We start from the raw sequence: 23,407 nt of genomic DNA, 5'->3' as shown, positions 1-23,407 counted from the left end.
AATTTCTTTTTATCCTCTTCGTTTAAAATAGCCTAATAGTTTTTTCACGTAACTTTCATCAACACGCGCACTTAATGCGCCTGCGCCACTTCTAGAAAACAATTCTTGAAAGTAGTTTACTTTGTTTTGGTAAAATTTCGCATAGTTGGTACGCACCGTTTTTGAACTTGTATTGACCAACATGGTTTCACCTGTTTCGCTATCTTGCATTTGCACCATTCCTAAATTTGGAATTGCAGCTTCGCGTTCATCAAAAATTCGAATTCCGGTAAGGTCGTGTCTTTTTGCCGAAATCTTCAAGGTTTGTTCGTATTCATCTGCAATAAAATCTGATAGCATAAAAACGATTGCTTTTTTCTTCATTACACTCGATAAAAATCGCAATGCTTGTGAAATGTCTGTTTTGGTACTTTTAGGTGTAAATTCTAACAGTTCACGAATAATGCGCAATACGTGTGATTTTCCTTTTTTTGGTGGAATGTATAATTCAATTTCGTCTGAAAACAGAATCAATCCCACTTTATCATTATTCTGCATGGCAGAAAACGCCAGCGTTGCCGAAATTTCCGTGATCGTTTCGTTTTTAAATTGCGTATTGGTTCCAAATAATTCTGAACCAGAAACATCTACCATTAACATCATGGTGAGTTCGCGTTCTTCTTCAAAAACTTTAATGAACGGTTCGTTGTAACGCGCGGTTACATTCCAGTCAATATTTCGTACATCATCGCCAAATTGATACTGACGCACTTCGCTAAACGTCATTCCTCTTCCTTTGAAGGTAGAATGATATTCTCCTCCGAAGATATGATCGCTCAATCGGCGCGTTTTAATTTCTATTTTTCGTACTTTTTTAAGTAACTCTTTTGTATCCATTTTTCAGTATGCAGTGTTCAGTTTGCAGTTTGCAGTTTGCAGTGAGTAATTATTAGAGTTTTCAGCAAACTGAAAACTCACAACTCAATACTCATAACTCACACCTTTTTAAGGTACTTCAATTTCATTTACAATCTTGTTGATGATTTCTTCGGAAGTAATGTTTTCAGCTTCTGCTTCATACGTAATTCCAATTCTGTGACGCAATACATCGTGTACAACGGCGCGAACATCTTCTGGAATTACATAACCTCTTCGTCTGATAAACGCGTAACATTTAGCCGCATTCGCTAAGTTGATACTTCCACGAGGCGATGCTCCAAAACTGATTAATGGTTTTAATTCTGCTAATTTGTATTTTTCTGGATACCGCGTAGCGAAAATGATATCCAAAATATATTTTTCAATCTTTTCGTCCATGTAAACATCCTTAACCGCTTCTTGCGCTCTTAAGATTTGTTCTACCGTAACGACAGGATTTACTTTTTCAAAAGTTCCTTTTAAGTTGGCACGCATGATCAATTGTTCTTCATCCATTTTTGGATAATCAATCACGGTTTTTAGCATAAAACGATCCACTTGTGCTTCTGGTAGCGGATAGGTTCCTTCTTGTTCCACAGGGTTTTGCGTTGCCATTACTAAGAAAGGTTTATCTAAAATAAACGTTTCGTCTCCAATAGTCACTTGCTTTTCCTGCATGGCTTCTAACAATGCTGATTGTACTTTGGCTGGCGCTCTGTTGATTTCATCTGCAAGCACAAAATTTGCAAAAATAGGTCCTTTTCTAATAGAGAAATCATTCTCTTTCATGTTGTAAATCATGGTTCCAACAACATCTGCTGGCAATAAATCGGGCGTAAACTGAATTCTGCTAAAGCTTCCTTGCACAGCTTTACTCAGCGTATTGATCACTAATGTTTTTGCCAATCCAGGAACACCTTCTAAAAGGACGTGTCCTTTTCCAAGCAAACCTATCAATAAGCGTTCTACCATGTGCTTTTGCCCGACGATTACTTTATTGATTTCCATCGTAAGCAAATCGACAAAGGCACTTTCTCTTTCAATCTTTTCGTTAATAGCTTTAATATCTATTGTTTCTTCCATTTGGGTACTTTTTTTGACGCGTGAATTTACTAATCACATTTGAACGATGCAAATTGTTAAAATTATTCGTTTATTGCTGTTAATAATTGGTTAAAATATTAAGGATATTTATATATTGAAGCCTTTAAAACTCAAAACAACCGTTGAAATGGAAATATATCATTTTTTTGTTCATAACTCAAAATGATATGCGCCATTATCTGACCAATTGTATTACCTTTTTTAAACCTATTGTATGGAATTATCAGTACTAGATTATAGCCTCATTATTGGATTTTTTGCCATTGTTTTAGGGATCGGAATATACGTATCCAAAACTTCAGGGAAAAATACAAGTGAATATTTTTTATCAGGAAGAAATATGCCGTGGTGGATTTTGGGAGTTTCTATGGTAGCAACTACTTTTTCAACCGATACGCCAAACTTTGTAACCGATATTGTTCGTAAAGATGGTGTTTCTTCCAACTGGATGTGGTGGGCATTTTTAATTACAGGTTTGTTAACAGTTTTTGTGTATGCAAAACTATGGCGAAAATCAAATGTTGCAACCGATATTGAATTTTACGAATTGCGCTACGGCGGAAAACCTGCAAAATTCTTGCGATGGTTTCGTGCGGTATATTTAGGTGTCATTTTCAACATATTTGCAATGGCTGGTGTAACGCTTGCCGCGATAAAAATTGGCGGAATTATGCTCGGATTAGAACCTGTAGAAACTATATTGTATGCAGGAACGATTACGGTAATATTTAGTGCTATTGGGGGATTTAAAGGTGTTGTATATACCGATTTTTTACTGTTTTTTGTAGCAATGGCAGGAGCAATTGGAGCTGCTTATTACTGTGTCAATCTTGAAGAAGTTGGCGGAATTCAAAACTTAATTACACATGAAAATGTAGCCGATAAGATTAATATTTTTCCTGATTTTAATAATAAAGAAATACTGATTACGCTGATCATTATTCCGCTCGCAGTACAATGGTGGAGTTCTTGGTTTCCGGGCGCAGAACCTGGCGGTGGTGGTTATATTGCACAACGAATGTTAGCCGCAAAAGATGAAAATCACGCGATTGGTGCCACGTTTTTCTTCAATATTATGCATTACGCGTTACGTCCGTGGCCATGGATTTTAGTAGCCTTAGCTTCGTTAGTCGTTTTTCCAGATGTTGCGAGCATTCAAGAAGCATTTCCAAACATTCCTGCAGATAAATTAGGACACGATTTAGCGTATTCTGCCATGTTAACCAAATTGCCAAGCGGATTGTTAGGTTTAGTATTAGCTTCGTTGGTTGCTGCATATATGTCTACGATTTCTACACACTTAAATTGGGGATCATCATACATTGTAAATGATTTTTACAAAACAACTATCAATAAAAATGCTTCTGAAAAAGAATTGGTCAATGTTGGACGAATTTCTACTGTTGTGTTAATGGTTTTAAGTGCGTTTTTTGCATTATTTCTACAAAATGCGAGTCAACTTTTTGATATTATTATCATGTTTGGTGCTGGAACTGGATTAATTTTTATCCTAAGATGGTTTTGGTGGCGAATTAATGCATGGAGCGAAATTTCAGCAATGGTAGCTTCTGGTGTAATTTCTTTTTTGTTTAAATTGACTTTCGTTGGAAAAATTTTATTCACCTATAAAGATGTAGACGGAACAACAATAGAAGGTTTGATGCCGAGTTATGCACAATTTCCGCTTGTCGTATTAATTACGACGATTATTTGGGTTTCTGTAACCTATCTCACACAACCTGAAACTAAAGAAACTTTATTCAACTTTTACAGAAAAATACAACCTGGCGGTCCTGGTTGGCAAAAAACATTGGACGAAGCTGCCGAAGATAATATAGAAATCGTAACGGACAGACAACCTTGGAATGTACCATCGGGAATTTTAGCGATGTTAGTTGCAATGATCTTTATTTACAGTATCATGTTTGCCACAGGTTATTGGATTTATGGTGATTATAGTTATGCAATTCCGTTAACAATTGTGGTGATTACTTCTGGATTAATTTTAATTCAACTCTGGAAAAAGATCAAAGCGACGGTTTTTTAGACTCGTTCCCGCGTAGGCAAGAATCTCTTAGACTTTTTAGACGTGCTTCGCTTTTGGACTTTCTTAGATTGCTGGAAGGTTATTTAAAAATTCGTCAAGCTGAACTTTTACGTTGAGCCTGTCGAAATGTGATTCAGCTTCTCATAACAGTGAGCATCTCGACTGCGCTCGATGTGACACTTTTTAGTTTTTACCATCAAATAATTCTAATAATCGAGATATCCAAAAAGTCTAACAATCTAACTTTCCAACAATCTAAATGGTCAAAAACAAATTCGTATTTTTACGGTAAAATAGATAGACTTTGAAATCAAATTATTCAAGAATTATAGCAGGAACCATGACTTGGGGAATTTGGGGGAAACAATGCTCAACTTCACAAATGATGGATTTGATGCAGCATTGTATTTCTTCAGGAATTACCACGTTTGATCATGCTGATATTTATGGTGGTTATACGACCGAAGCAGACTTTGGAAACGCATTTGCGCAAAGCGGAATCCATCGCGAAAGCATCGAAATTATTTCAAAATGTGGCATTCAATTGCAAGCAGAAAATCGTCAAAATACCATCAAACATTACGAATATTCATCAGAATATATCATTTGGTCAGCAGAAACTTCACTAAAAAATCTCCAAACTGATTATTTAGACCTTTTATTAGTACACAGACCAAGTCCGTTAATGCATCCTGACGAAATCGCGAAAGCAGTTGATCAATTGAAAACACAAGGAAAAATCAAAAACTTTGGCGTTTCAAATTTTACACCTTTGCAAATGAACATGATTGGTTCAAAAAGTGAAATCACAACAAATCAGATTCAATTTTCATTGACTGATTTTGACGCCATGCACAATGGAACGCTCGATTATATGATGACGAATTCCATCATTCCAATGGCTTGGCAACCTTTGGGAACTTTTTTTAAAGAACAAAATGAGCAAACTGCTAGCATTCACAAAGCATTAGAAAGTTTAACCGAAAAATACAGCGCAACAAAAGATCAATTGGTGTTGGCGTGGGTTTTAAAACATCCCGCAAACATTCATCCTGTGATAGGAACCACAACGCCCGAACGAATTACAAATGCTGTAAAAGCTACAGAAATAGATTTATCACTGGAAGATTGGTTTTTATTATTAACTGAAAGTCAAGGACATGAAGTTCCTTAGTTTTTAGTAGTGAGGTTTTAGATATTAGTATTGAGTTTAATTTAAAAGAGATTTCCGTTGGAGTTTATCTTGAGCGGAGTCGAAAGAGGAAATAATGAGCACAACAAAAACAGCTTTTATTACAGGCGCAACAAGCGGAATTGGGCGTGAAATTGCACGCGAATTCGCAAAACATAACATACGTTTAATTCTTTGCGGAAGACGACAAGAACGTTTGGACGAATTACAAGAAGAATTGAGTACACACACAGAAGTTCACACGTTAAATTTTGACGTTCGCGATAAAGAAAACGTTGCCAAAGCAGTGAATTCGTTGCCAGAAAACTTCAAAACAATTGATATTTTGATCAATAACGCAGGAAATGCGCATGGTTTAGATCCAATTCAGACAGGAAGTTTGGACGATTGGGACGCAATGTTGGACATTAATGTAAAAGGATTATTATATGTCAGCAAAGCCATTATTCCGCAAATGGTGGAACGAAAATCTGGTCATATTTTAAATATTGGCTCTACGGCTGGAAAAGAAGTATATCCAAATGGAAATGTATATTGTGCCAGTAAACACGCCGTTGACGCGCTGAATCAAGGAATGCGAATTGATTTGAATTCGTATGGAATTCGCGTTGGCGCGATTAATCCCGGACTGGTAGAAACCGAGTTTAGCGATGTTCGTTTTAAAGGTGATTCACCTCGTGCAGAAAAAGTCTATCAAGGTTTTCAAGCATTGAAACCACAAGATATTGCAGAGATTGCTTATTTTATTGTTTCATGTCCTGCACATGTAAATATTGCTGATTTAACGGTGATGTGTACCGCGCAAGCTTCGAGTACAATTGTGAAAAAATCATAATGGAATATGATCTACATCAATGGTGGTTAAATTTAACATCGAAATATACCGATGATGAACTACTATTGAATGAACTCTGGAATGAAATTCACAAAAAATATACTTCTAAAAAACGTCATTATCACAACTTGAATCATATTGGTTATATGTTGCGATTAGCTGCTGACAATCAAACTGATTTGATAGATTATGATACGTTACAATTCGCTATTTGGTATCACGATGTGATCTATAATGCATTGAAAAGTGACAATGAATTGAAGAGTGCAGCATTCGCGCGAAAGCGATTAAAAAAGTTAAAAATTGATCCAAAAAGCATCGAAAATTGTGCAAATTTGATCATTTCTACAAAAAAACATGAAATCCTAAACGTTCAAAATCAAGATAATGCCTATCTTTTGGACTTCGATTTGGCAATTTTAGGAACAACTTGGAAATGGTATGAATTGTATACTAAACAAATTCGAAAAGAATATTCCATGTATCCCGATTTTATGTACAAAAAAGGAAGAAAGAAAGTATTGCAACATTTTCTAGAACGTCCACAAATTTATTACACCGAAAAATATCACAATTTGTGGGAAGCAAACGCTAGAAAAAACATCCAAAAAGAAATTAGCTTGTTATGATCAATAAACGCCTTTTGATTAAAAACTTACTCGCGCACAACGATGAGAATAGTTTTTATGACAAAAAGCGAAAGTTGAATATTAGCGAAAAGGAAGGCAAAGCAAAGTTTCTAAAACATATTTGTGCGCTCTCAAATAGCAACCCGAAAAACAATTCGTTCATCGTAATTGGCGTGGAAGATGAAGACAATAAAATTGTTGGTGTTGACTTTTTTGACGATAGTAAAATTCAGAATTTAATAAATGCGTATTTAGCAAATCCGCCAATGGTGCAATATGAAAATATCTACTTTTCACATTTACCCAAAGGAAAAGTTGTCGGTTTGGTTACAATTCGACCTACTGGAAAAATTACCTCACTCCGAAAAAACATTTGGAAATATTATGGCGGTTCTGTTTTCTTGCGAGACGGCAGCATTTCGATGCCGAAAATATTTGATATTGAAGTAAAAGATGTCAATTCTGAAATTGTTGCTGAAATTGAAAAAAGTGCTCAGAATAATATCAAGTTAACCTTAGACAGCGTGATTAATTTCATCACAAATGAACACGAAAATTTAGAATCACATTACCAAGTTTTCAAAGAGCAATTTGTAGTCTGTTGGGCAGGAATTAAGCAAAAAAAGAAAGAAAAAACCTTTTATTCCAGAGTTGATATTGAGCTCATTAATGAACAAGTAAAGTTATTTTATTCCGCGTTGGATCAGGTTGAAATTACCTATACTGAAGATGAATTTACGATCATAGAATATGTGCCGCTTGGATTGCAAAACAAATACGATTATTATCCGCTGGAAAAAGTTACGATTACATTTCAACCCAACGGAATGTACAATTTAGAAAGCAATTTAATTTTTGAACCGCCACAGTTTGACAAAAAAACCTTGCATCATATTTACAATAGCAACAATGCAATTCTTGAAAAATTGATCAAAAATGTTTCACTCAACGAACAAGAAGATCACGATTTGCGCAATCTTCCGGCAACCTATATGATTTGTTATTTGAATGGTTTTCATGATGCTAAAGACAAACTAGACGCTGCCAAATCGTTTTTAAAAACCTATGATAAAGACATTTACGAACTCTACAAAGCAACAATTCGAATTTTAAGGAAGATCAAATACAGTTAATTTGTACTTTTGTCACATGATGCAAAACATTCGTGTAGCGGTTGACGCAGTCGTATTTGGGTACAAAGACCATCAATTGAACGTGCTTTTGATTAAAAGAAAAGTCGCGCCGTTTCAAGGTTCATGGGCATTGCCAGGCGGATTGGTATTAGAAAACGAAAGTTTAGAAACTGCCGTCGAACGTGAATTAAAGGAAGAAACCAACGTAACTATTGACTATTTAGAGCAATTATATTCGTTTGGAAAACCTGGCCGCGATCCGCGAAACAGAGTCATTTCGGTGGCGTATTTTGCCTTGGTAAAACCTGCACATCACACCATAAAAGCAGATACTGACGCACAAGATGTTGCTTGGTTTCCAATGACTGAATTGCCCGAATTAGCGTTTGATCATCATATTATTTTAGAAAAAGCAAAAACACGTTTACGAAACAAATTGACTTACGAACCTATTGGTTTTGACTTGCTATCGACCAAATTCTTGTTCTCCGATTTAGAAAAACTCTACATGACCATTTTAGAGAAAAAAATTGATCGTAGAAACTTCCGTAAAAAAATCATGAGTTTTGAAATCTTAGAAGAACTCGACGAAAAAGTTTCGGAAGGTCGTGGAAGACCTGCTAATTTGTTCAAATTCAACAAAAAACAATACTTTAAACTTCAAAAAGAAGGTTTCTTATTTGATATCAAATAATTTGGGCGTGCCCGTAAACGGTCAGGCTCTCAGCAGTCGCTCTCTTCGAGGAACTCCAACAAAGCCTCCATCCTTCACGCGAAAATGAACAACCTTTACGAACCAAATAAGTCTAAAATAGTTTTTCTAAAACTACTATTAGCTATCAACTTTTCATACGTCGCATTCTCAAATACTTCTACCAATTCCTCACTTCCTACTTCATTTCGTGTAGGACCATAAAATCTTATATTTGGGTATGACAATTTAAAAACACCTATCAAATTTCTATATTCAGTAAACTCAATTTCGCAAGGAGCTTCTCCACGAATTTCCTTAATGGCCTTATAAAACCCATTCAAAAAACCTTTGGTATGTGTTCCATTATCTATAATGACATCTGCTCTTGGCAATGTAATCGTAGAAAAGGTTTCTTTCCCATTATGTACGGAAAATACAATTTCTGCTTTCAAATCAATAGTTTCACCTTCAATGAAAAACTGAAAAGGTTTCATTAAAAGCTCTGATTCAAAACTTTTTACAGCAAACCAATCTAGCAATCCGTTTGATAAAAGGCTAGTAATAATTTGCTCATTTTCAAACACATGAATTTGTTTTTCAGGATACAAAAAAGTATAGCGTTTAAAGAAATTCAACAACAAATATTCAGGTAATTTTTTGCTGCGTAAAATGGCAGTATCAAACTTAAATGTAATTCTCAACTCATTTGCTTTTGTTACTTCTTTTTCAGAAATCAATTCACCTTTTTCATACATTAGTTCCTTTCCATTCGATTGAATCATGCATGTTTCAGACAAAGCTGGCAACGTATACATTTCATAACCTGATGAATTTATATTTTCAGGAGTTAATTCAAAATTTAAAACACTATCTAAAGCAATTTGAAATGTATCATTTTGAAGATATACAAAGTTTGTTTTACTCCATTTTGAGTGACTCACCAAATATTCAAACAAGAAAGAAATGATTCTCAAATTACCTATTTCATCTACACGACCAATATACATCCCTGGTCGCTTTCGTACATGTTCAATAGGATTTACTATTGGCTGAATACTGTCTTTTGAATACTTATTTTCTTCACTCATAATCGGTGTTTTAAAAGACAATAAGATACAAAAAATGAAGTGTTTTTTCAATCTTTCAATGCTTCAATTTTTTAATCATTGAATTCTTTTAATGTAATTTTTACACAAAATAATTTGCAGAACTAAAAAAGCATTCTATATTTGCGTACAAATAACGCTAATATGAATTATTTACATTTAGATCACGGCTTTACTCCTTTTGGAAAATCAATTGATTTTGAAACATTTACATTTTCTGGCGGAGAACCACATATCAAAATCAAAGAAACGGTAAAAGGCGCAATTACCATAACGCAACGAATTACAAGTTTCAATGATTTAGGTTTTATATTGTTAGCAACAGATGCGTTACGCAGAATGAATGTAAAAGAAATTAACTTGTTCATTCCGTATTTTCCGGCTGCACGCCAAGATCGTGTCATGGTTTCAGGCGAATCGTTAAGTGTAAAAGTGTATGCGGACATCATCAACAGTCAGCATTATGAAAAAGTAACCGTTTTTGATCCGCATTCGGAAGTTACGCCAGCGTTGTTAAATAATGTGGAAGTCATCAACAATCACGAATTTGTAAAACGTTGCTTGAAAACCATAAAAGAAGAAATTGTGTTAATTTCACCTGACGGCGGCGCATTGAAAAAAATATACAAATTATCTTCATATTTAGGCGGAATTGAAGTAATTGAATGTTCTAAGAAACGAGATGTAAAAACAGGTCAATTATCTGGGTTCACCGTTTATGCTGATGATTTAAACCAAAAAACGGCAGTTGTCGTAGATGATATTTGTGATGGCGGCGGCACATTTTTAGGATTAGGAAAAGCGTTGCAAGAAAAAAATTCGGGAGATTTACACTTAATCGTAAGTCACGGAATATTTAACAAAGGATTTGAAGAATTAGAAAACATATACAAAACCATTTTTACCACAAACTCGTTTAGGGATGTGGAATCAAAACAGGTAGTACAAATAAAGTTTTGAGTGAAGAGTTATGAGTTATTAATACCTAATTTAAAATTCAACATTAAAAGAAAAAATTATGAACTTATTAAAACGCTTACAAGGAGGAATATTTGGAGTTGCCACAGGTGACGCTTTGGGCGTTCCGTATGAGTTTTTGAGTAAAAAACGTATGCAACGATTTCCAGCCACAGACATGATTGGTTTTGGAACGCATCATCAACCTTTAGGAACTTGGTCAGACGATAGCTCGCTTACGTTTTGTTTAATGGAAGGTTTACTTTCTGGATACAACCTAAAAGTTATTGCTGAAAAATTTGTCGCTTGGTATGATCGTGCATATTGGTCACCGCACGGAAGTGTTTTTGACATTGGAATTACGACGCGACAAGCCATCGACAGATTAGAACAAGGTCACACGCCAGAAATTTGTGGAGGAATGGACGAGTATTCAAACGGAAATGGTTCGCTTATGCGAATTCTTCCTTTGGTATATTACTTGAGAAATGTAGAGGATATTGAGGAACGCTATCAAATTATAAAAGATATCTCTTCAATGACACACGCACATTTTCGTTCGGTTTTGGCATGTTTTATTTATGTAGAATTTTGTTTGTTATTATTGAATGGAACTGAGAAGTTTCAAGCGTATAAAGAAGTGAAAGAAACTGTCAATTCATTTGTAAAAGCACAAGATTTCAACGAAAAAGAACTTGGGTTTTATTACGAAGTATTACAACAAGATATTGCAAAACGCGATCCTGAATTTATTAGTGGAAGTGGTTATGTTGTCAATTCCTTAGAAGCGTCCCTTTGGTGTTTTTTAACAACCGAAACTTATGAGGAATGTGTGCTAAAAGCTGTCAATTTGGGAGAAGACACAGATACAACTGCCGCAATTGCTGGCGGATTGGCAGGAATTTATTACGGATTTGACGCAATTCCGGAAACATGGAAATTTCAATTAGCTCGTTATGATGACATTCATAACTTAATTGATCGTTTCCACGAAAGTTTATAATAAAAATGAACATACACATCATACAGTCCGACATTACCACTTTAAAAGTTGATGCTATTGTAAATGCCGCAAACTCGTCATTGCTTGGCGGTGGCGGTGTTGATGGCGCAATTCATCGAAAAGGTGGTTTGGAAATTCTGGAAGCGTGTAAAAAAATTAGAGCACGACAAGGAAAATGCAAAACAGGCAAAGCCGTAATTACAACAGCTGGAAAATTACCTTCAAACTATGTCATTCATACGGTTGGACCTGTTTGGAATACTGGTGGAAAAGACAAAGAAAAGTTACTAGCAAATTGCTATAAAAACAGTCTTGATTTAGCTGTTGAAAACAATATCAAAAGCATTGCTTTTCCAAACATAAGTACGGGAATTTATAGATTTCCAAAAAAGTTAGCTGCTGAAATCGCGCTAAAAACGGTTACAGCGTACGAACATATAAACAAAATTGATGATCTCTATTTCTGTTGTTTCGATCAGGAGAATTTTGAGATGTATCAAGAATTAATAAAAAAATGAACACACATAGATTACAATTAGCACAAAAATCATTGCTTGGAAATAGTATTGGAGATGCCTTTGGCGAAAGCTTTTTTGGTCCAGAAGATGCTGTTTACAATGCAATTCACTTTCGTGAAATTCCACAAACCGCTTGGGAATTCACAGATGATACGGTAATGGCAATTGCAATCTATAAATCATTGGAAACGTTTGGTGAAATTAATCAAGATGTAATTGCGAAAGACTTTGCAAAGAATTATCATTTAGATTTCAGAAGAGGTTACGGACCCGCAATGCACAGAACCATGCGTGCTATTGAAGAAGGAAGCCATTGGAAAGAAGTTTCAAATGCAGCTTTCAACGGAATGGGTTCTATGGGAAATGGCGGCGCGATGCGTGCTGGATTGATTGGCGCATATTTTTATGATGATGCAAACAAAGTAAAACAACAAGCATTGTTATCATCTGAAATTACACACGCAAATGAAGAAGGTTGCGTTGGTGCAATGGCTGTTGCTTTAGCGACTGCAATAAACACCAAATTGCATCTAAATAATCAAGTGCTTGATCCGAATGAATTCATAAAGCAAGTTGCTTCAGAATTACCAGATTGTGACACAACTTCTAAGATTAAAAAGGCACTTACAGTATTGCCAAATTATGATATTAGAACTGTCGTTTCAATTTTAGGAAATGGTGTGAAAATGATTGCACAAGACACAGTTCCGATTTCAATTTGGATTGCTGCGCATCATCAAACAGATTTCAAAGAAGCAATTTGGCGAGCCGTTTCTGCTTTAGGCGATAGAGATACTATTTGTGCAATTGTTGGTGCAATTACCATCATGAATACAAAAGAAGAAAACATTCCAGTTGACTGGAAAAATAATGTAGAAAACTGGCAGCAAAGCGAGTTTTACAAAAACAATTAATGTCTACTGTTTCGACAAAGTTCGATATGACATTACAAGAATTAGAAAACATGAAATTAAACATACAAAACTATAAAATACAACATACTGAATGGCCACAAAACGGACATCACATTATGGCACAATACGACGATGAAAAAATAATCGTATATCAATCATACCGACCTGCCATTGGTCATTTTGCAGCTAAAAATCAATTTTTTGGCGGACCATTTAGCTTGGGCAGAATGACCTGGATAAAACCAAATTTTCTTTGGATGATGTACAGAAATGGTTGGGGAACAAAAGTTGGACAAGAAGTCGTTTTAGCAATTCACTTGAAACGGGAAGCTTTCCAAAAATATTTAGAAAATGCAGTGCATTCTTCTTTTAAACCAGAATTATATGATTCGCAAGAAGCTTGGAAAAAAATAGTTAAATCGTCCAATGTACGTTTGCAATGGGATCCAGATCATGATCCGTACGGCGCAAAATTAGAACGCAGAGCGATCCAAATTGGCGTTCGAAACGAATTTATTCGATCGTTTGCAAAAGATGATATTCTCGAAATAGAAGATATCTCAGCATTCGTCGCAGAACAATACGAATTTGTTAAGTCGAATCAGTTAGACAAACTAATGATTCCCGCAGAACGTCCTTTTTTACCAGATGGTGACGAACTGCGGAAAAAATTACAATTACAATGAACACAAATTACCAACAAATAAGAGCGCATTTTGACGCCAAAACGATTACTGTTTATCAAGCATACAGCAAAGCTATTGCATTGCCTGCAATACAAAATAATCGTTTTGAACCTCCATTTTCTTTCAATAGAATGACGTGGATAAAGCCTTCTTTTTTGTGGTTAATGGAACGTAGTAATTATGGTACAAAATCGAATCAGGAATATATTTTAGGAATCAAACTCAAAAGAGAAGCTTGGGAAAAGATCTTAACTATTGGCGTATTAACGCATCCTGATCCGAAATTATATAAAAGTGCTTCTCAATGGCAAGAATTATTTGATGCAGCAAAAATTCATATTCAATGGGATCCTGAAAGAAATTTAAAAGGAGGGAAACTAGAAATACGAAGCATTCAAGTAGGAATCAGTCGCTTTTTAATTCAGGATTTTAATGAAAATTGGATTGAAAGCATAGAAGATTATACGCCATTAGTTAAAAAAATAAATCAATTGCGCAAAGCAGGAAAATATAAAGAAGCGAAACGATTACTTCCTTCGGAAAAATTATATCCAACTCCTGCTGCAATTGCTAAAAAAATTGGAATACAATGAGTAAAAAAAATAAAAACACAAGCAAATTTCTAAGTTATGTACTTAGACATCATCCTGAAAAACTAGGAATTACACTCGATGAAAATGGGTGGACTTCGGTTGCCATTTTACTAGAAAAAATAAACGATGGCAATTATTCACTTTCTATGGAGGAATTAGAAGATATCGTAGCCACAAATAATAAAAAACGCTTTGCTTTTAATGAAGATAAAACTAACATTAGAGCGAGTCAAGGACATTCTGTTTCTATCGATTTAGGTATAGCATCAAAACAACCGCCTGAATATGTATATCACGGAACGGTTGAAAAATTTATTGAATCTATTCAAAATAAAGGATTAATTAAAGGAAGTAGGCAACACGTCCATTTGAGCGCAGACAAAGAAACCGCCATCAATGTTGGAAGTAGAAGAGGAAAACCAATTATTCTGACGATTCGCAGTGGCGAAATGCATCAAGAGAATTATGCGTTTTACCAATCAGAAAATGGTGTTTGGTTAACGGATGAAGTACCAACAAAATTTATTGAATTTAATTCCTAAAAACAGGAATCATGGAAGAATTAGCAACAATTTTGAAAGAGAACTTTCAAAAAGAAAAAAGAAATAAAATTACATTTTTAACAGGCGCAGGATTGTCCGCAGCCAGCGGAATTCCTACGTATAGAAGTACGGACGGAATTTGGGTAAAAGGAACAAAATTTCATAAACCGGAAGAGTTTGGAACCTTCAGCTATTTTAAAGGACATCAAGATGAAGTATGGCAATTTAATTTGTTTAGAAAAGGTATGTTTGAAAAAGCAGCACCAAACGATTCACATAAATTATTAGCTAAAATTGAACAGAAAATTCCAGAAGAATTCTCAATTATCACGCAGAATATTGACGGTTTACATCAACGTGGTGGAAGTTCGGGAAACAAAGTCTATGAAATTCATGGAAACATGCGAACAGTTCGTTGTGCATTAGAATGTTCAAAAGCAGTATATCTATATCCAAATGACATTAAAATTGATCATATCGATCAAGAATTAACGGATACAGATTGGAAAAAATTAGCATGTCCAAAATGCGGTGGTTTATTGCGTCCAAATATTTTATGGTTTGACGAGTATTACAATGAACGTTTATACAAAGTAGATTCTACCTTGCGAATTGCTAAAAATACAGGTATTTTGGTCGTTATTGGAACTTCAGGTTCTACATCATTACCATTAAGTCTTATACAGCAAACGCTAAAATATGGCGGTTATGTTTTAGATATCAATCTGGAAGATAATAATATTACAAAGTTACTTCAAGACAAAAAAAGAGCTTTAACCTATAGAATGACAAGTGATGCTTTTTTGAATGAATTTTATAGTATTTTAGATGAAAATAAATATTAATGTGAAATTGATTAAGAATGAGATCCTGCTTTTCAGCAGGATTAGTTCAACTTAGAATTTTGAGTGCATCTTTTCAGACTTCTCAAAATTGAGTTTCACTAAATTTAAATACATGAGAACACTCGCAATCGGAGACATTCACGGAGGATTTAAAGCTTTAATCCAAGTTATGAAACGCGCCAATGTGACTACAGATGACACCTTAATTTTTATGGGCGATTATGTCGATGGCTGGAGCGAATCTGCCGAATTAGTGGAGTTTTTGATACAATTAAACACCAAACAAAAATGTGTTTTCATTCGTGGAAATCATGATGTTTGGTGTCATGATTGGTTGATAGATGGTCACATAAATGATGTTTGGTATATGCACGGCGGTAAAGAAACCTTGGAAAGTTACGAGCGAATTACGTTTGACAAACAACAACATTTGGAGTTCTACGAAAACTTGGAAAACTACCATATTGACGCTCAAAATAGATTGTTTTTGCATGCAGGATTTACCTCAATGCACGGCGTGACTAAAGAACATTACCCGAAGAATTTTTACTTTGACAGAACACTTCTAGAATCGGCTGTATTGGCAGAACAAGTTGGTATTGAAAACTTAAGCAATGCTCGATATGAACCCGCAAGATTTCAACATTACAAAGAAATTTATATTGGCCATACACCAACTATAAATTATGATTGTGATGTGCCGATGAAAGCTTATAATTTATGGAATGTTGATACTGGCGCAGCGTTTACAGGAAAACTTTCTATTTTAGATATTGACACCAAAGAATTCTGGCAAAGTGATCCGCTTCCAGAATTATATCCTGATGAAAAAGGAAGAAATAAAAAACGCGTTATTCATTGAAAATGAAACTCCTAAAACTATTTATAATTCTTCTCCTGTTTGTGAATTGTTCGGACAAAAAAAGTTCGAATCAACTCATAGAAGTAGACACGAATGTAATTAAACCCAAAACAACTGATCTTTCTTTCCAACTTTCTATTAATAAATATGATAAATCGCAGGATTACTTTATTTTTTACAGTCTTTCTGAAGATCAATTAAAGATCTCAATAGGCGGTGAAATGCACACTAAAAATGATCCTATTGTGTACACTACCAAGTTTCAAAGAAATAGCATTAAACAATTTTTAAAAATTAATATTGATAGTTTATCAGGCTATTATGCTAATTATTGTATTTCTGGTGGAGATTCAAAATCATTCACAATTAGAAATAATGGAATATCTAAAACTATACGATTAGATAATTATTATCATAAAGATTTAAGCCCAGCTATTGAACTCATCAACGAATTAGTTCCTGAAAAATTTAAACTAACGCACAACAAGGATAAACTTTTAAAAGATATTCTTGAATGTGATAAAAATACCCTAGAAAATAATATTCTCCCGTAATTTCAACGATTAAAATCATTATTTCCTTGTGTATTTCTAAAAACATTTTATATTTGCGTATATTTAACGCAAAATAATATTCTTATGAATCCATTATTGCTAACAGATGGCTACAAGCTTGGGCACAAAGATCAATATCCAACAGGAACGACAAAAGTGTACGCAAACTGGACACCACGAAAAAGTAGAATTGAAAACATTGATAATGTCGTTTTTTTTGGATTGCAATACTTCATCAAAAACTACCTCATCAAACAATTTGATACTGAGTTTTTCAGTCAACCAAAAGAAAAAGTTGTCACTGAATATAAAAGAGCTGTCGATCATTATTTAGGTGTAAATTATGATGTTTCTCATATTGAAGATTTACACGATTTAGGCTACTTACCTATTGAAATAAAAGCATTACCAGAAGGAACCGAAGTTCCAATTCGTGTTCCGATGTTTACCATTGTAAATACACTTCCCCAATTTTTTTGGGTCACTAATTACTTAGAAACTTTACTTTCTAATATTATTTGGCAGCCATGTACTTCGGCTTCTATTGCAAAACAATACAAAACCATTTTAACGAAATACGCGCAAGAAACCGACGTTGAAAATCTTGATTTTATCAACTGGCAAGGGCACGATTTTTCTATGCGTGGCATGTCGGGAATTGAATCGGCTATCCTGAGCGGAATGGGACATGCATTGTCTTTTACAGGAAGTGATACGCTTCCTGTGGCAATCAATCTTGAAAAATATTACAATACAGATGTTACCAAAGAATTGGTCATTGGAAGTGTGAATGCTACCGAACACAGCGTGATGTGTGCTGGAAATAAAGAGGATGAAATAGAGACGTTTAAACGCTTGTTAGAAACCTATCCAACAGGAATTCTTTCGGTGGTTTCTGATACTTGGGATTTGTGGAAAGTGTTGACAGACTATTTACCGAAACTTAAAGAAGAAATTTTAGAGCGCGATGGAAAGTTAGTGATTCGACCAGATTCTGGTGATCCGGTAGATATTATTTGCGGGTGCGATCACGAAGATCCAACCATTGCAAAAGGTGTCATTGAATTACTTTGGGCAGCATTCGGCGGAAGCCTAAATACACAAGGATATAAAGTGCTAAACCCTAAAATTGGTGCAATTTACGGCGATAGTATTACCATTGACAGAGCAACACAAATTTGTGAACGACTCAAAGAAAAAGGCTTTGCTTCTACGAATGTTGTATTAGGAATTGGAAGTTTTACCTATCAATACAACACACGAGATACGTTTGGTTTTGCAATGAAAGCTACCTACATAGAAGTCAACGGAGAAGGGCGCGCTATTTTTAAAGATCCAATTACGGATGATGGCACCAAAAAATCTGCAAAAGGCTTGATAAAAGTGTATGAACAAAACGGAACGTTTACGTACAAAGATGAATGTACTTTAGAAGAAGAAAAAGAAGGACTATTGACGACTGTTTTTAAAGATGGACAATTGATGCAAGATCAGTCGTTACAAGACATTAGAATGCTCCTTTCAAAAACTCAACAAGATGTTAATTCTTTTAAAATCACGGCTATTGTAGATATTTAGTGGTACTTTTGCAAAATATTAAAGCACCATCAATGTCTATAAAAAATATACGTTTAGAAGTCATGCAAACGATCGAGAAAGAAATCGATAGTTACATGGATAAATACCTAATTCCGCCCGAAAAGATATGGCAGCCAACAGATTTTTTGCCAAATTCTCAAGGAGATACTTTTTTTGATGAAGTACATCAAATACGAGAAGAATCGAAAGAGTTAGGCTATGATTTTTGGGTTGTATTGGTTGGTGATACGATTACGGAAGAAGCGCTACCAACGTACGAATCATGGTTAATGGACGTAGAAGGAATTAATCAACATGGAGAAAACGGCAGAGATAATGGTTGGGCAAAATGGATTCGCCATTGGACAGGAGAAGAAAATCGTCATGGTGATGTATTGAGTAAGTATTTGTACTTATCGGGTCGTGTAAATATGCGCGAAATAGAGATTACAACACAACACATGATCAGCGACGGATTTGATATTGGAACTGCAAATGATCCGTATCGTAATTTTATATATACAAGTTTTCAAGAATTAGCCACCAATGTTTCTCATAAGAGAGTTGGTATGTTAGCAAAGAAAAAAGGAAATGTATTGCTTGGAAAAATGTGTAATATTATTGCTGGTGACGAAATGAGACACCATTTGGCATATAGAGAGTTTGTAAAAACGATCTTAAATTATGATCCAAGTGAGATGATGTTGGCGTTTGAAGATATGATGCGTAAAAAGATTGTAATGCCAGCGATATTCCTGAGAGAATCTGGAGAACCTGTTGGAAGTGCGTTTGAAAACTTTTCTAATGCAGCACAACGTTTAGGCGTATACACAACACATGATTATATTGATATCTTGAGAAAGCTGAATGCATATTGGGAAATTGATAAATTGACTGGTTTAACGGCTGCAGCCGAAAAAGCTAGAGATTACGTAATGCGTTTGCCCGATCGTATGGCGCGTATTGCAGATCGTGTGAAAATACCTGAAGATATTACAACGTTTAAATGGGTTGAAGCGAATGGAATGCTTTAAAACGCTAAATTTTAAATGTTAAATAGCATAACGTCATTTCGATTGAATTAAAAACTCATATAAAACAAAAAATCCGCTTCAGATGAAGCGGATTTTTTATGATCTATAAAGTTTATTTCTACTACAAATCAAACTTAATTCCTTGCGCTAATGGCAATTCAGTTGTGTAATTGATTGTATTTGTTTGTCTACGCATGTAAATTTTCCAAGCATCAGATCCAGACTCACGTCCACCACCTGTATCTTTTTCTCCACCGAAAGCACCACCGATTTCTGCTCCTGAAGTTCCAATATTTACATTGGCAATTCCACAATCAGAACCTTGTACCGATAAGAAATGTTCTGCTTCACGTAAGTTGTTTGTCATAATTGCAGAAGACAACCCTTGCGCAACTCCGTTTTGAACATCTAACGCATTTGTTACATCTCCAGAATATTTTAATAAGTATAAAACTGGCGCAAATGTTTCATGTTGTACAATTTCGAATGAATTGTCAGCTTCTGCAATGGCAGGTTTTACATAACATCCACTTTCGTAACCTTCTCCAGATAAAACACCACCTTCAACAATGATTTTTCCACCTTCAGCAACTACTTTTTCCAAAGCAGCTTCGTATCCTTTTACAGCATCTTTGTCAATAATTGGTCCCACATGATTGTTTTCATCTAATGGATTTCCAATACGTAATTGTCCGTATGCAGCAACTACTGCATCTTTTACTTTATCATAAATTGAATCATGAATAATTAATCTACGTGTTGATGTACAACGTTGTCCTGCCGTTCCAACAGCTCCAAAAACAGCTCCGATTACGGTCATTTTTATATCTGCATCTGGTGTAACAATAATTGCATTGTTTCCTCCTAATTCAAGTAACGTCTTACCTAAACGTCCTGCAACTTCTTTCGCAACGATTTTACCCATACGCGTAGATCCTGTCGCAGAAATTAAAGGAATTCGAGTGTCTTTAGACATGAATTCTCCAACTCTATAATCTCCATTTATTAAACAGCAAATTCCTTCTGGCAAATCGTTTGCTGCAAAAACTTCTGCTGCAATATTTTGACAAGCTACACCACACATTGGTGTTTTTTCAGATGGTTTCCACACACAAACATCTCCACAAATCCAAGCTAATGCTGTATTCCAAGCCCAAACTGCTACTGGAAAGTTGAATGCAGAAATAATTCCAACAACACCTAATGGATGATATTGCTCATACATTCTGTGTCCAGGACGCTCAGAATGCATAGTCAATCCGTGAAGCTGACGTGATAATCCAACTGCGAAATCACAGATATCAATCATTTCTTGAACTTCTCCTAAACCTTCTTGGTATGATTTCCCCATTTCATAAGAAACCAATTTTCCTAAAGCTTCTTTTTTCTCTCTTAATTTATCTCCGAACTGACGCACAATTTCACCACGCAATGGCGCTGGCATTGTTCTCCAAGTTTTAAAAGCTGAAGTTGCAGCTTCCATCACTTTTTCATAATCTTCCTTTGTCGTAGATTTTACTTTCCCAATCAATTTTCCATCTACTGGAGAATATGATTCAATAAGTTCTCCGTTAGAAAAATTGTCTGAACCTGTTGAAGTTCCTTCATTTATATCTTTTAAGCCTAGTGTTGCTAACGCTTCTTTGATTCCAAAATCAGTAGTAACTGCTCCCATTTATTTATAACTTTTTTTAATTCTTTTGTTAAATTTTTGCGAAGATAGCACAATTCTATCAATCTTCATTGGCAATAAATCGTTTATCATTTCAATTCTAGAATGTTGTAATAGTAATGCGCACGAAGGTATTTTTGATCTTTTTGAATATCAATCATAAAACTTTTTCGTTCTTTATGTAAACGCAATCCTGTTTTTTCTTCGTGTTTTATATTTATAATTTGACTGTATGTAGCTCCGTGTTTTACCAAATTTTCCTTTAATAGAAATGTTTTGGTGTCAAAATAATACCACCATTCTGTATCACTATCAGTATATGTAGCTTTAATTTTATAAGCTTTGCTACCATCTTCCAACCGAACTCTCCCTTCTAATTCTAGGGAAACTTCATCAGCTAAGAGTTTATAAGGTTGCCACAACACATATTGCGCTCCCATGATTTCTTTGTGAGCAACTGCTACCTTTTTATCGTCTGTAACTTGAAAACCATCAATAAAAACAAAAGTGTCTTTTCCATCAAAAACAATGCGTTTTTCTTCACCATTTTCTGTCCAAATTACTTTTGAGGTAAATTGAGGTTGCAAAGTATTATGGAATCGCTGTTTTTTTTGACTTTCTATATTTCCTAAACTGTCGTATAAAATGGTCGTTTTCTCGTATAATACCATTTTGGGTAGTTCCCAATTCGCTTTTCCGCCATGCGCTTCTTCCAGAGATTTATTGACAATCATTTCTGCAGTGAGTTCATTCTCGCAGGATAAAGTCAACATCACTAAACTTATACTAAGAAAAATGGCTTTAATCTTCATCTACGGTAAATCGCTTATCAACAGGCATTACAGTTCCGCATTTGTCACAAGTTCGTAATGCTTCTGATGCATAAAAAGTTTTAAAATGTCCCAAGAAATCTTTCTCAACATCTATCAAAGGAAACTTTACTTCATGCAATTGATGGTTGCAATTGTCGCAATACCATTGCAAACCGTCTAATAAATCGGTTCCTTTTCGCTTTCGCTCGATGACAAGTCCAATAGAATTATCAAAACGCACAGGAGAATGTGGCACATTTGCAGGATGTAAATACATATCACCAGGACCAAGTTTCATGGTTTTCTTTTCGCCATCTTCCTGAATATGTACTTCTATATTTCCTTCCAATTGATAGAATAATTCTTCGGTTTCGTTGTAATGATAATCCTTTCGAGCGTTGGGTCCGCCAACAATCATCACAATATAATCGCCTGCATCTTTATACAAATTTTTATTCGCCACGGGCGGCTTCAATAAGCCTCTATTTTCTTCAATCCATTGATTGAGATTGAATGGTTTTTGTATTGCCATTATGATTTAGAATTTAGGTTTAAAATTACGGATTTTTTAAAGATTCTTAAGCATCTTCAAGCAGATTACAGTTTAAGTTATTGACGTACAAGTGTTAAGTAAGGTAAAACCATACTTTCCTAACAGTATTATTCTATATCTTTTTTTTGTAAAACTTAAATGAAACTAATCATGAAAAAAAAGAAACTTAGTAAACGACTAGAATTAAGAAAGAAAGAAATCTCAAGGATTTCAAGTATACATGGAGGTGTTGTTGCAGTTCCAATAAACCTTAAAACAAATGACGGTAGATGTATTAGTAAAGCAGGTAGTTGCCTCTGTATGACCTATGAAGAATGCAATACTTTTCAACCACCTTGTCCTGTTTAGATAAAAATTTAAAATTTACTACCATGAAAAAAAAGAAACTCAGTAAAAAACTAGATTTAGGTAAGAAGCAAATTTCAAACCTTGGAAACGTAAAAGGTGGTGCATTGGCACTGACAAATTTAACATGTGATATATTTATATGTACTTGGTATAGTGAATTAGGCACGGCTTGCAATTGCGAACCTTCTTGGTATGGCGGATGTGAATCTATCGCAATTCCTTGCCCAAGACCATCTATTCAGAACTGCGATTATTAATATCATGAAAAAAAGACAGCCTGTGGATGCGTAACATCTTGG

At 34.9% G+C, this 23,407-nt stretch carries 25 protein-coding genes; 19 read left to right on the top strand and 6 right to left on the bottom strand.

Translation table 11 applies throughout. The annotated features are described in order from the left end of the window. Positions 1-9: 9 nt before the first annotated feature. Both H2O64_RS05795 and H2O64_RS05790 read right to left on the bottom strand, forming a co-directional pair. Entirely contained in the window at positions 10-876 is an 867-nt protein-coding gene (locus H2O64_RS05795; RefSeq protein WP_187561224.1) for a DUF58 domain-containing protein, read from the bottom strand. Positions 877-984: 108 nt separating this feature from the next. Next, entirely contained in the window at positions 985-1,980 is a 996-nt protein-coding gene (locus H2O64_RS05790; RefSeq protein ID WP_187561223.1) for an AAA family ATPase, read from the bottom strand. A gap of 235 nt (positions 1,981-2,215) precedes the next feature. Here H2O64_RS05790 and H2O64_RS05785 point away from each other — a divergent pair, with 235 nt between their 5' ends. From H2O64_RS05785 to H2O64_RS05760, 6 genes are all read left to right on the top strand, one after another. Beyond that, a complete protein-coding gene (locus H2O64_RS05785) occupies positions 2,216-4,048 on the top strand; it encodes a sodium:solute symporter family protein (RefSeq protein WP_187561222.1) in 1,833 nt (610 codons plus the stop codon). A 304-nt stretch (positions 4,049-4,352) separates the two neighbouring features. Further along, positions 4,353-5,222: an aldo/keto reductase gene (locus tag H2O64_RS05780; protein ID WP_235982787.1), complete on the top strand. Its 870-nt coding sequence runs from the start codon at positions 4,353-4,355 to the stop codon at positions 5,220-5,222. A gap of 94 nt (positions 5,223-5,316) precedes the next feature. After that, positions 5,317-6,075 carry an SDR family NAD(P)-dependent oxidoreductase gene (locus H2O64_RS05775; RefSeq protein WP_187561221.1) on the top strand — a complete coding sequence of 253 codons (759 nt, stop codon included), beginning with the start codon at positions 5,317-5,319 and terminating at the stop codon, positions 6,073-6,075. Continuing rightward, positions 6,075-6,704: an HD domain-containing protein gene (locus H2O64_RS05770; RefSeq protein ID WP_187561220.1), complete on the top strand. Its 630-nt coding sequence runs from the start codon at positions 6,075-6,077 to the stop codon at positions 6,702-6,704. The genes H2O64_RS05775 and H2O64_RS05770 overlap by 1 nt, the downstream gene beginning before the upstream one ends. Further along, positions 6,701-7,837: an ATP-binding protein gene (locus tag H2O64_RS05765; RefSeq protein ID WP_187561219.1), complete on the top strand. Its 1,137-nt coding sequence runs from the start codon at positions 6,701-6,703 to the stop codon at positions 7,835-7,837. The genes H2O64_RS05770 and H2O64_RS05765 overlap by 4 nt, the downstream gene beginning before the upstream one ends. 19 nt (positions 7,838-7,856) lie before the next feature. Next, positions 7,857-8,531 (top strand): NUDIX hydrolase, encoded by a 675-nt coding sequence (locus H2O64_RS05760; protein WP_187561532.1) that lies wholly within the window; start codon positions 7,857-7,859, stop codon positions 8,529-8,531. A gap of 95 nt (positions 8,532-8,626) precedes the next feature. On the opposite strand, the gene H2O64_RS05755 is transcribed toward H2O64_RS05760, so the two are convergent. Further along, a complete protein-coding gene (locus tag H2O64_RS05755) occupies positions 8,627-9,619 on the bottom strand; it encodes a DNA topoisomerase IV subunit B family protein (protein WP_187561218.1) in 993 nt (330 codons plus the stop codon). Positions 9,620-9,781: 162 nt separating this feature from the next. On the opposite strand from H2O64_RS05755, the gene prs reads away from it, so the two are divergent. The 12 genes from prs to H2O64_RS05695 all read left to right on the top strand — a co-directional run bounded on the left by prs (position 9,782) and on the right by H2O64_RS05695 (position 19,723). Next, positions 9,782-10,597 (top strand): ribose-phosphate diphosphokinase, encoded by an 816-nt coding sequence (gene prs, locus H2O64_RS05750; protein ID WP_187561217.1) that lies wholly within the window; start codon positions 9,782-9,784, stop codon positions 10,595-10,597. A 58-nt stretch (positions 10,598-10,655) separates the two neighbouring features. Continuing rightward, positions 10,656-11,597 carry an ADP-ribosylglycohydrolase family protein gene (locus H2O64_RS05745; protein WP_187561216.1) on the top strand — a complete coding sequence of 314 codons (942 nt, stop codon included), beginning with the start codon at positions 10,656-10,658 and terminating at the stop codon, positions 11,595-11,597. A gap of 5 nt (positions 11,598-11,602) precedes the next feature. Then, positions 11,603-12,115 carry an O-acetyl-ADP-ribose deacetylase gene (locus H2O64_RS05740; RefSeq protein ID WP_187561215.1) on the top strand — a complete coding sequence of 171 codons (513 nt, stop codon included), beginning with the start codon at positions 11,603-11,605 and terminating at the stop codon, positions 12,113-12,115. After that, the gene (locus H2O64_RS05735; RefSeq protein ID WP_187561214.1) at positions 12,112-13,029 is read left to right on the top strand and encodes an ADP-ribosylglycohydrolase family protein; all 918 of its coding nucleotides are present in this window, start codon (positions 12,112-12,114) and stop codon (positions 13,027-13,029) included. Before H2O64_RS05740 ends, H2O64_RS05735 begins: the two co-directional genes overlap by 4 nt. Positions 13,030-13,055: 26 nt before the next feature. Further along, a complete protein-coding gene (locus H2O64_RS05730) occupies positions 13,056-13,715 on the top strand; it encodes a DUF4291 domain-containing protein (RefSeq protein ID WP_235982785.1) in 660 nt (219 codons plus the stop codon). Beyond that, positions 13,712-14,308 carry a DUF4291 domain-containing protein gene (locus H2O64_RS05725; protein WP_187561213.1) on the top strand — a complete coding sequence of 199 codons (597 nt, stop codon included), beginning with the start codon at positions 13,712-13,714 and terminating at the stop codon, positions 14,306-14,308. The genes H2O64_RS05730 and H2O64_RS05725 overlap by 4 nt, the downstream gene beginning before the upstream one ends. Beyond that, positions 14,305-14,850 (top strand): RNA 2'-phosphotransferase, encoded by a 546-nt coding sequence (locus tag H2O64_RS05720; RefSeq protein WP_187561212.1) that lies wholly within the window; start codon positions 14,305-14,307, stop codon positions 14,848-14,850. Before H2O64_RS05725 ends, H2O64_RS05720 begins: the two co-directional genes overlap by 4 nt. An 11-nt stretch (positions 14,851-14,861) precedes the next feature. Next, positions 14,862-15,695, top strand: coding sequence for an SIR2 family NAD-dependent protein deacylase (locus H2O64_RS05715; protein ID WP_187561211.1), 834 nt, complete (start codon positions 14,862-14,864; stop codon positions 15,693-15,695). A gap of 112 nt (positions 15,696-15,807) precedes the next feature. Then, positions 15,808-16,557, top strand: a complete 750-nt coding sequence (locus H2O64_RS05710) for a metallophosphoesterase (RefSeq protein WP_187561210.1) — start codon at positions 15,808-15,810, stop codon at positions 16,555-16,557. A 2-nt stretch (positions 16,558-16,559) separates the two neighbouring features. Further along, positions 16,560-17,111 carry a hypothetical protein gene (locus H2O64_RS05705; protein ID WP_187561209.1) on the top strand — a complete coding sequence of 184 codons (552 nt, stop codon included), beginning with the start codon at positions 16,560-16,562 and terminating at the stop codon, positions 17,109-17,111. Positions 17,112-17,195: 84 nt separating this feature from the next. Next, entirely contained in the window at positions 17,196-18,689 is a 1,494-nt protein-coding gene (locus H2O64_RS05700; protein WP_187561208.1) for a nicotinate phosphoribosyltransferase, read from the top strand. A gap of 32 nt (positions 18,690-18,721) precedes the next feature. Then, positions 18,722-19,723: an acyl-ACP desaturase gene (locus H2O64_RS05695; RefSeq protein ID WP_187561207.1), complete on the top strand. Its 1,002-nt coding sequence runs from the start codon at positions 18,722-18,724 to the stop codon at positions 19,721-19,723. Between the two features lie 121 nt (positions 19,724-19,844). Here the strand turns inward: H2O64_RS05695 and amaB are convergent, their stop codons facing one another. The 3 genes from amaB to H2O64_RS05680 all read right to left on the bottom strand — a co-directional run bounded on the left by amaB (position 19,845) and on the right by H2O64_RS05680 (position 22,739). After that, positions 19,845-21,398 carry an L-piperidine-6-carboxylate dehydrogenase gene (amaB, locus tag H2O64_RS05690; RefSeq protein WP_187561206.1) on the bottom strand — a complete coding sequence of 518 codons (1,554 nt, stop codon included), beginning with the start codon at positions 21,396-21,398 and terminating at the stop codon, positions 19,845-19,847. Positions 21,399-21,484: 86 nt separating this feature from the next. Then, complete coding sequence (locus tag H2O64_RS05685; protein ID WP_187561205.1) at positions 21,485-22,207, bottom strand: hypothetical protein; 723 nt, start codon at positions 22,205-22,207, stop codon at positions 21,485-21,487. Beyond that, complete coding sequence (locus tag H2O64_RS05680) at positions 22,197-22,739, bottom strand: 3-hydroxyanthranilate 3,4-dioxygenase (RefSeq protein ID WP_187561204.1); 543 nt, start codon at positions 22,737-22,739, stop codon at positions 22,197-22,199. The genes H2O64_RS05685 and H2O64_RS05680 overlap by 11 nt, the downstream gene beginning before the upstream one ends. Before the next feature lie 392 nt (positions 22,740-23,131). Between H2O64_RS05680 and H2O64_RS05675 the strand changes: the two genes are divergently transcribed. Continuing rightward, positions 23,132-23,365, top strand: coding sequence for a hypothetical protein (locus H2O64_RS05675; RefSeq protein ID WP_187561203.1), 234 nt, complete (start codon positions 23,132-23,134; stop codon positions 23,363-23,365). Positions 23,366-23,407 lie beyond the last annotated feature (42 nt).

This window comes from Kordia aestuariivivens (assembly GCF_014397005.1).
GTDB classification, from domain to species: domain Bacteria; phylum Bacteroidota; class Bacteroidia; order Flavobacteriales; family Flavobacteriaceae; genus Kordia; species Kordia aestuariivivens.
Note: the sequence above shows the minus strand (reverse complement) of the source record. Positions and strands in the feature narration are given on the sequence as shown.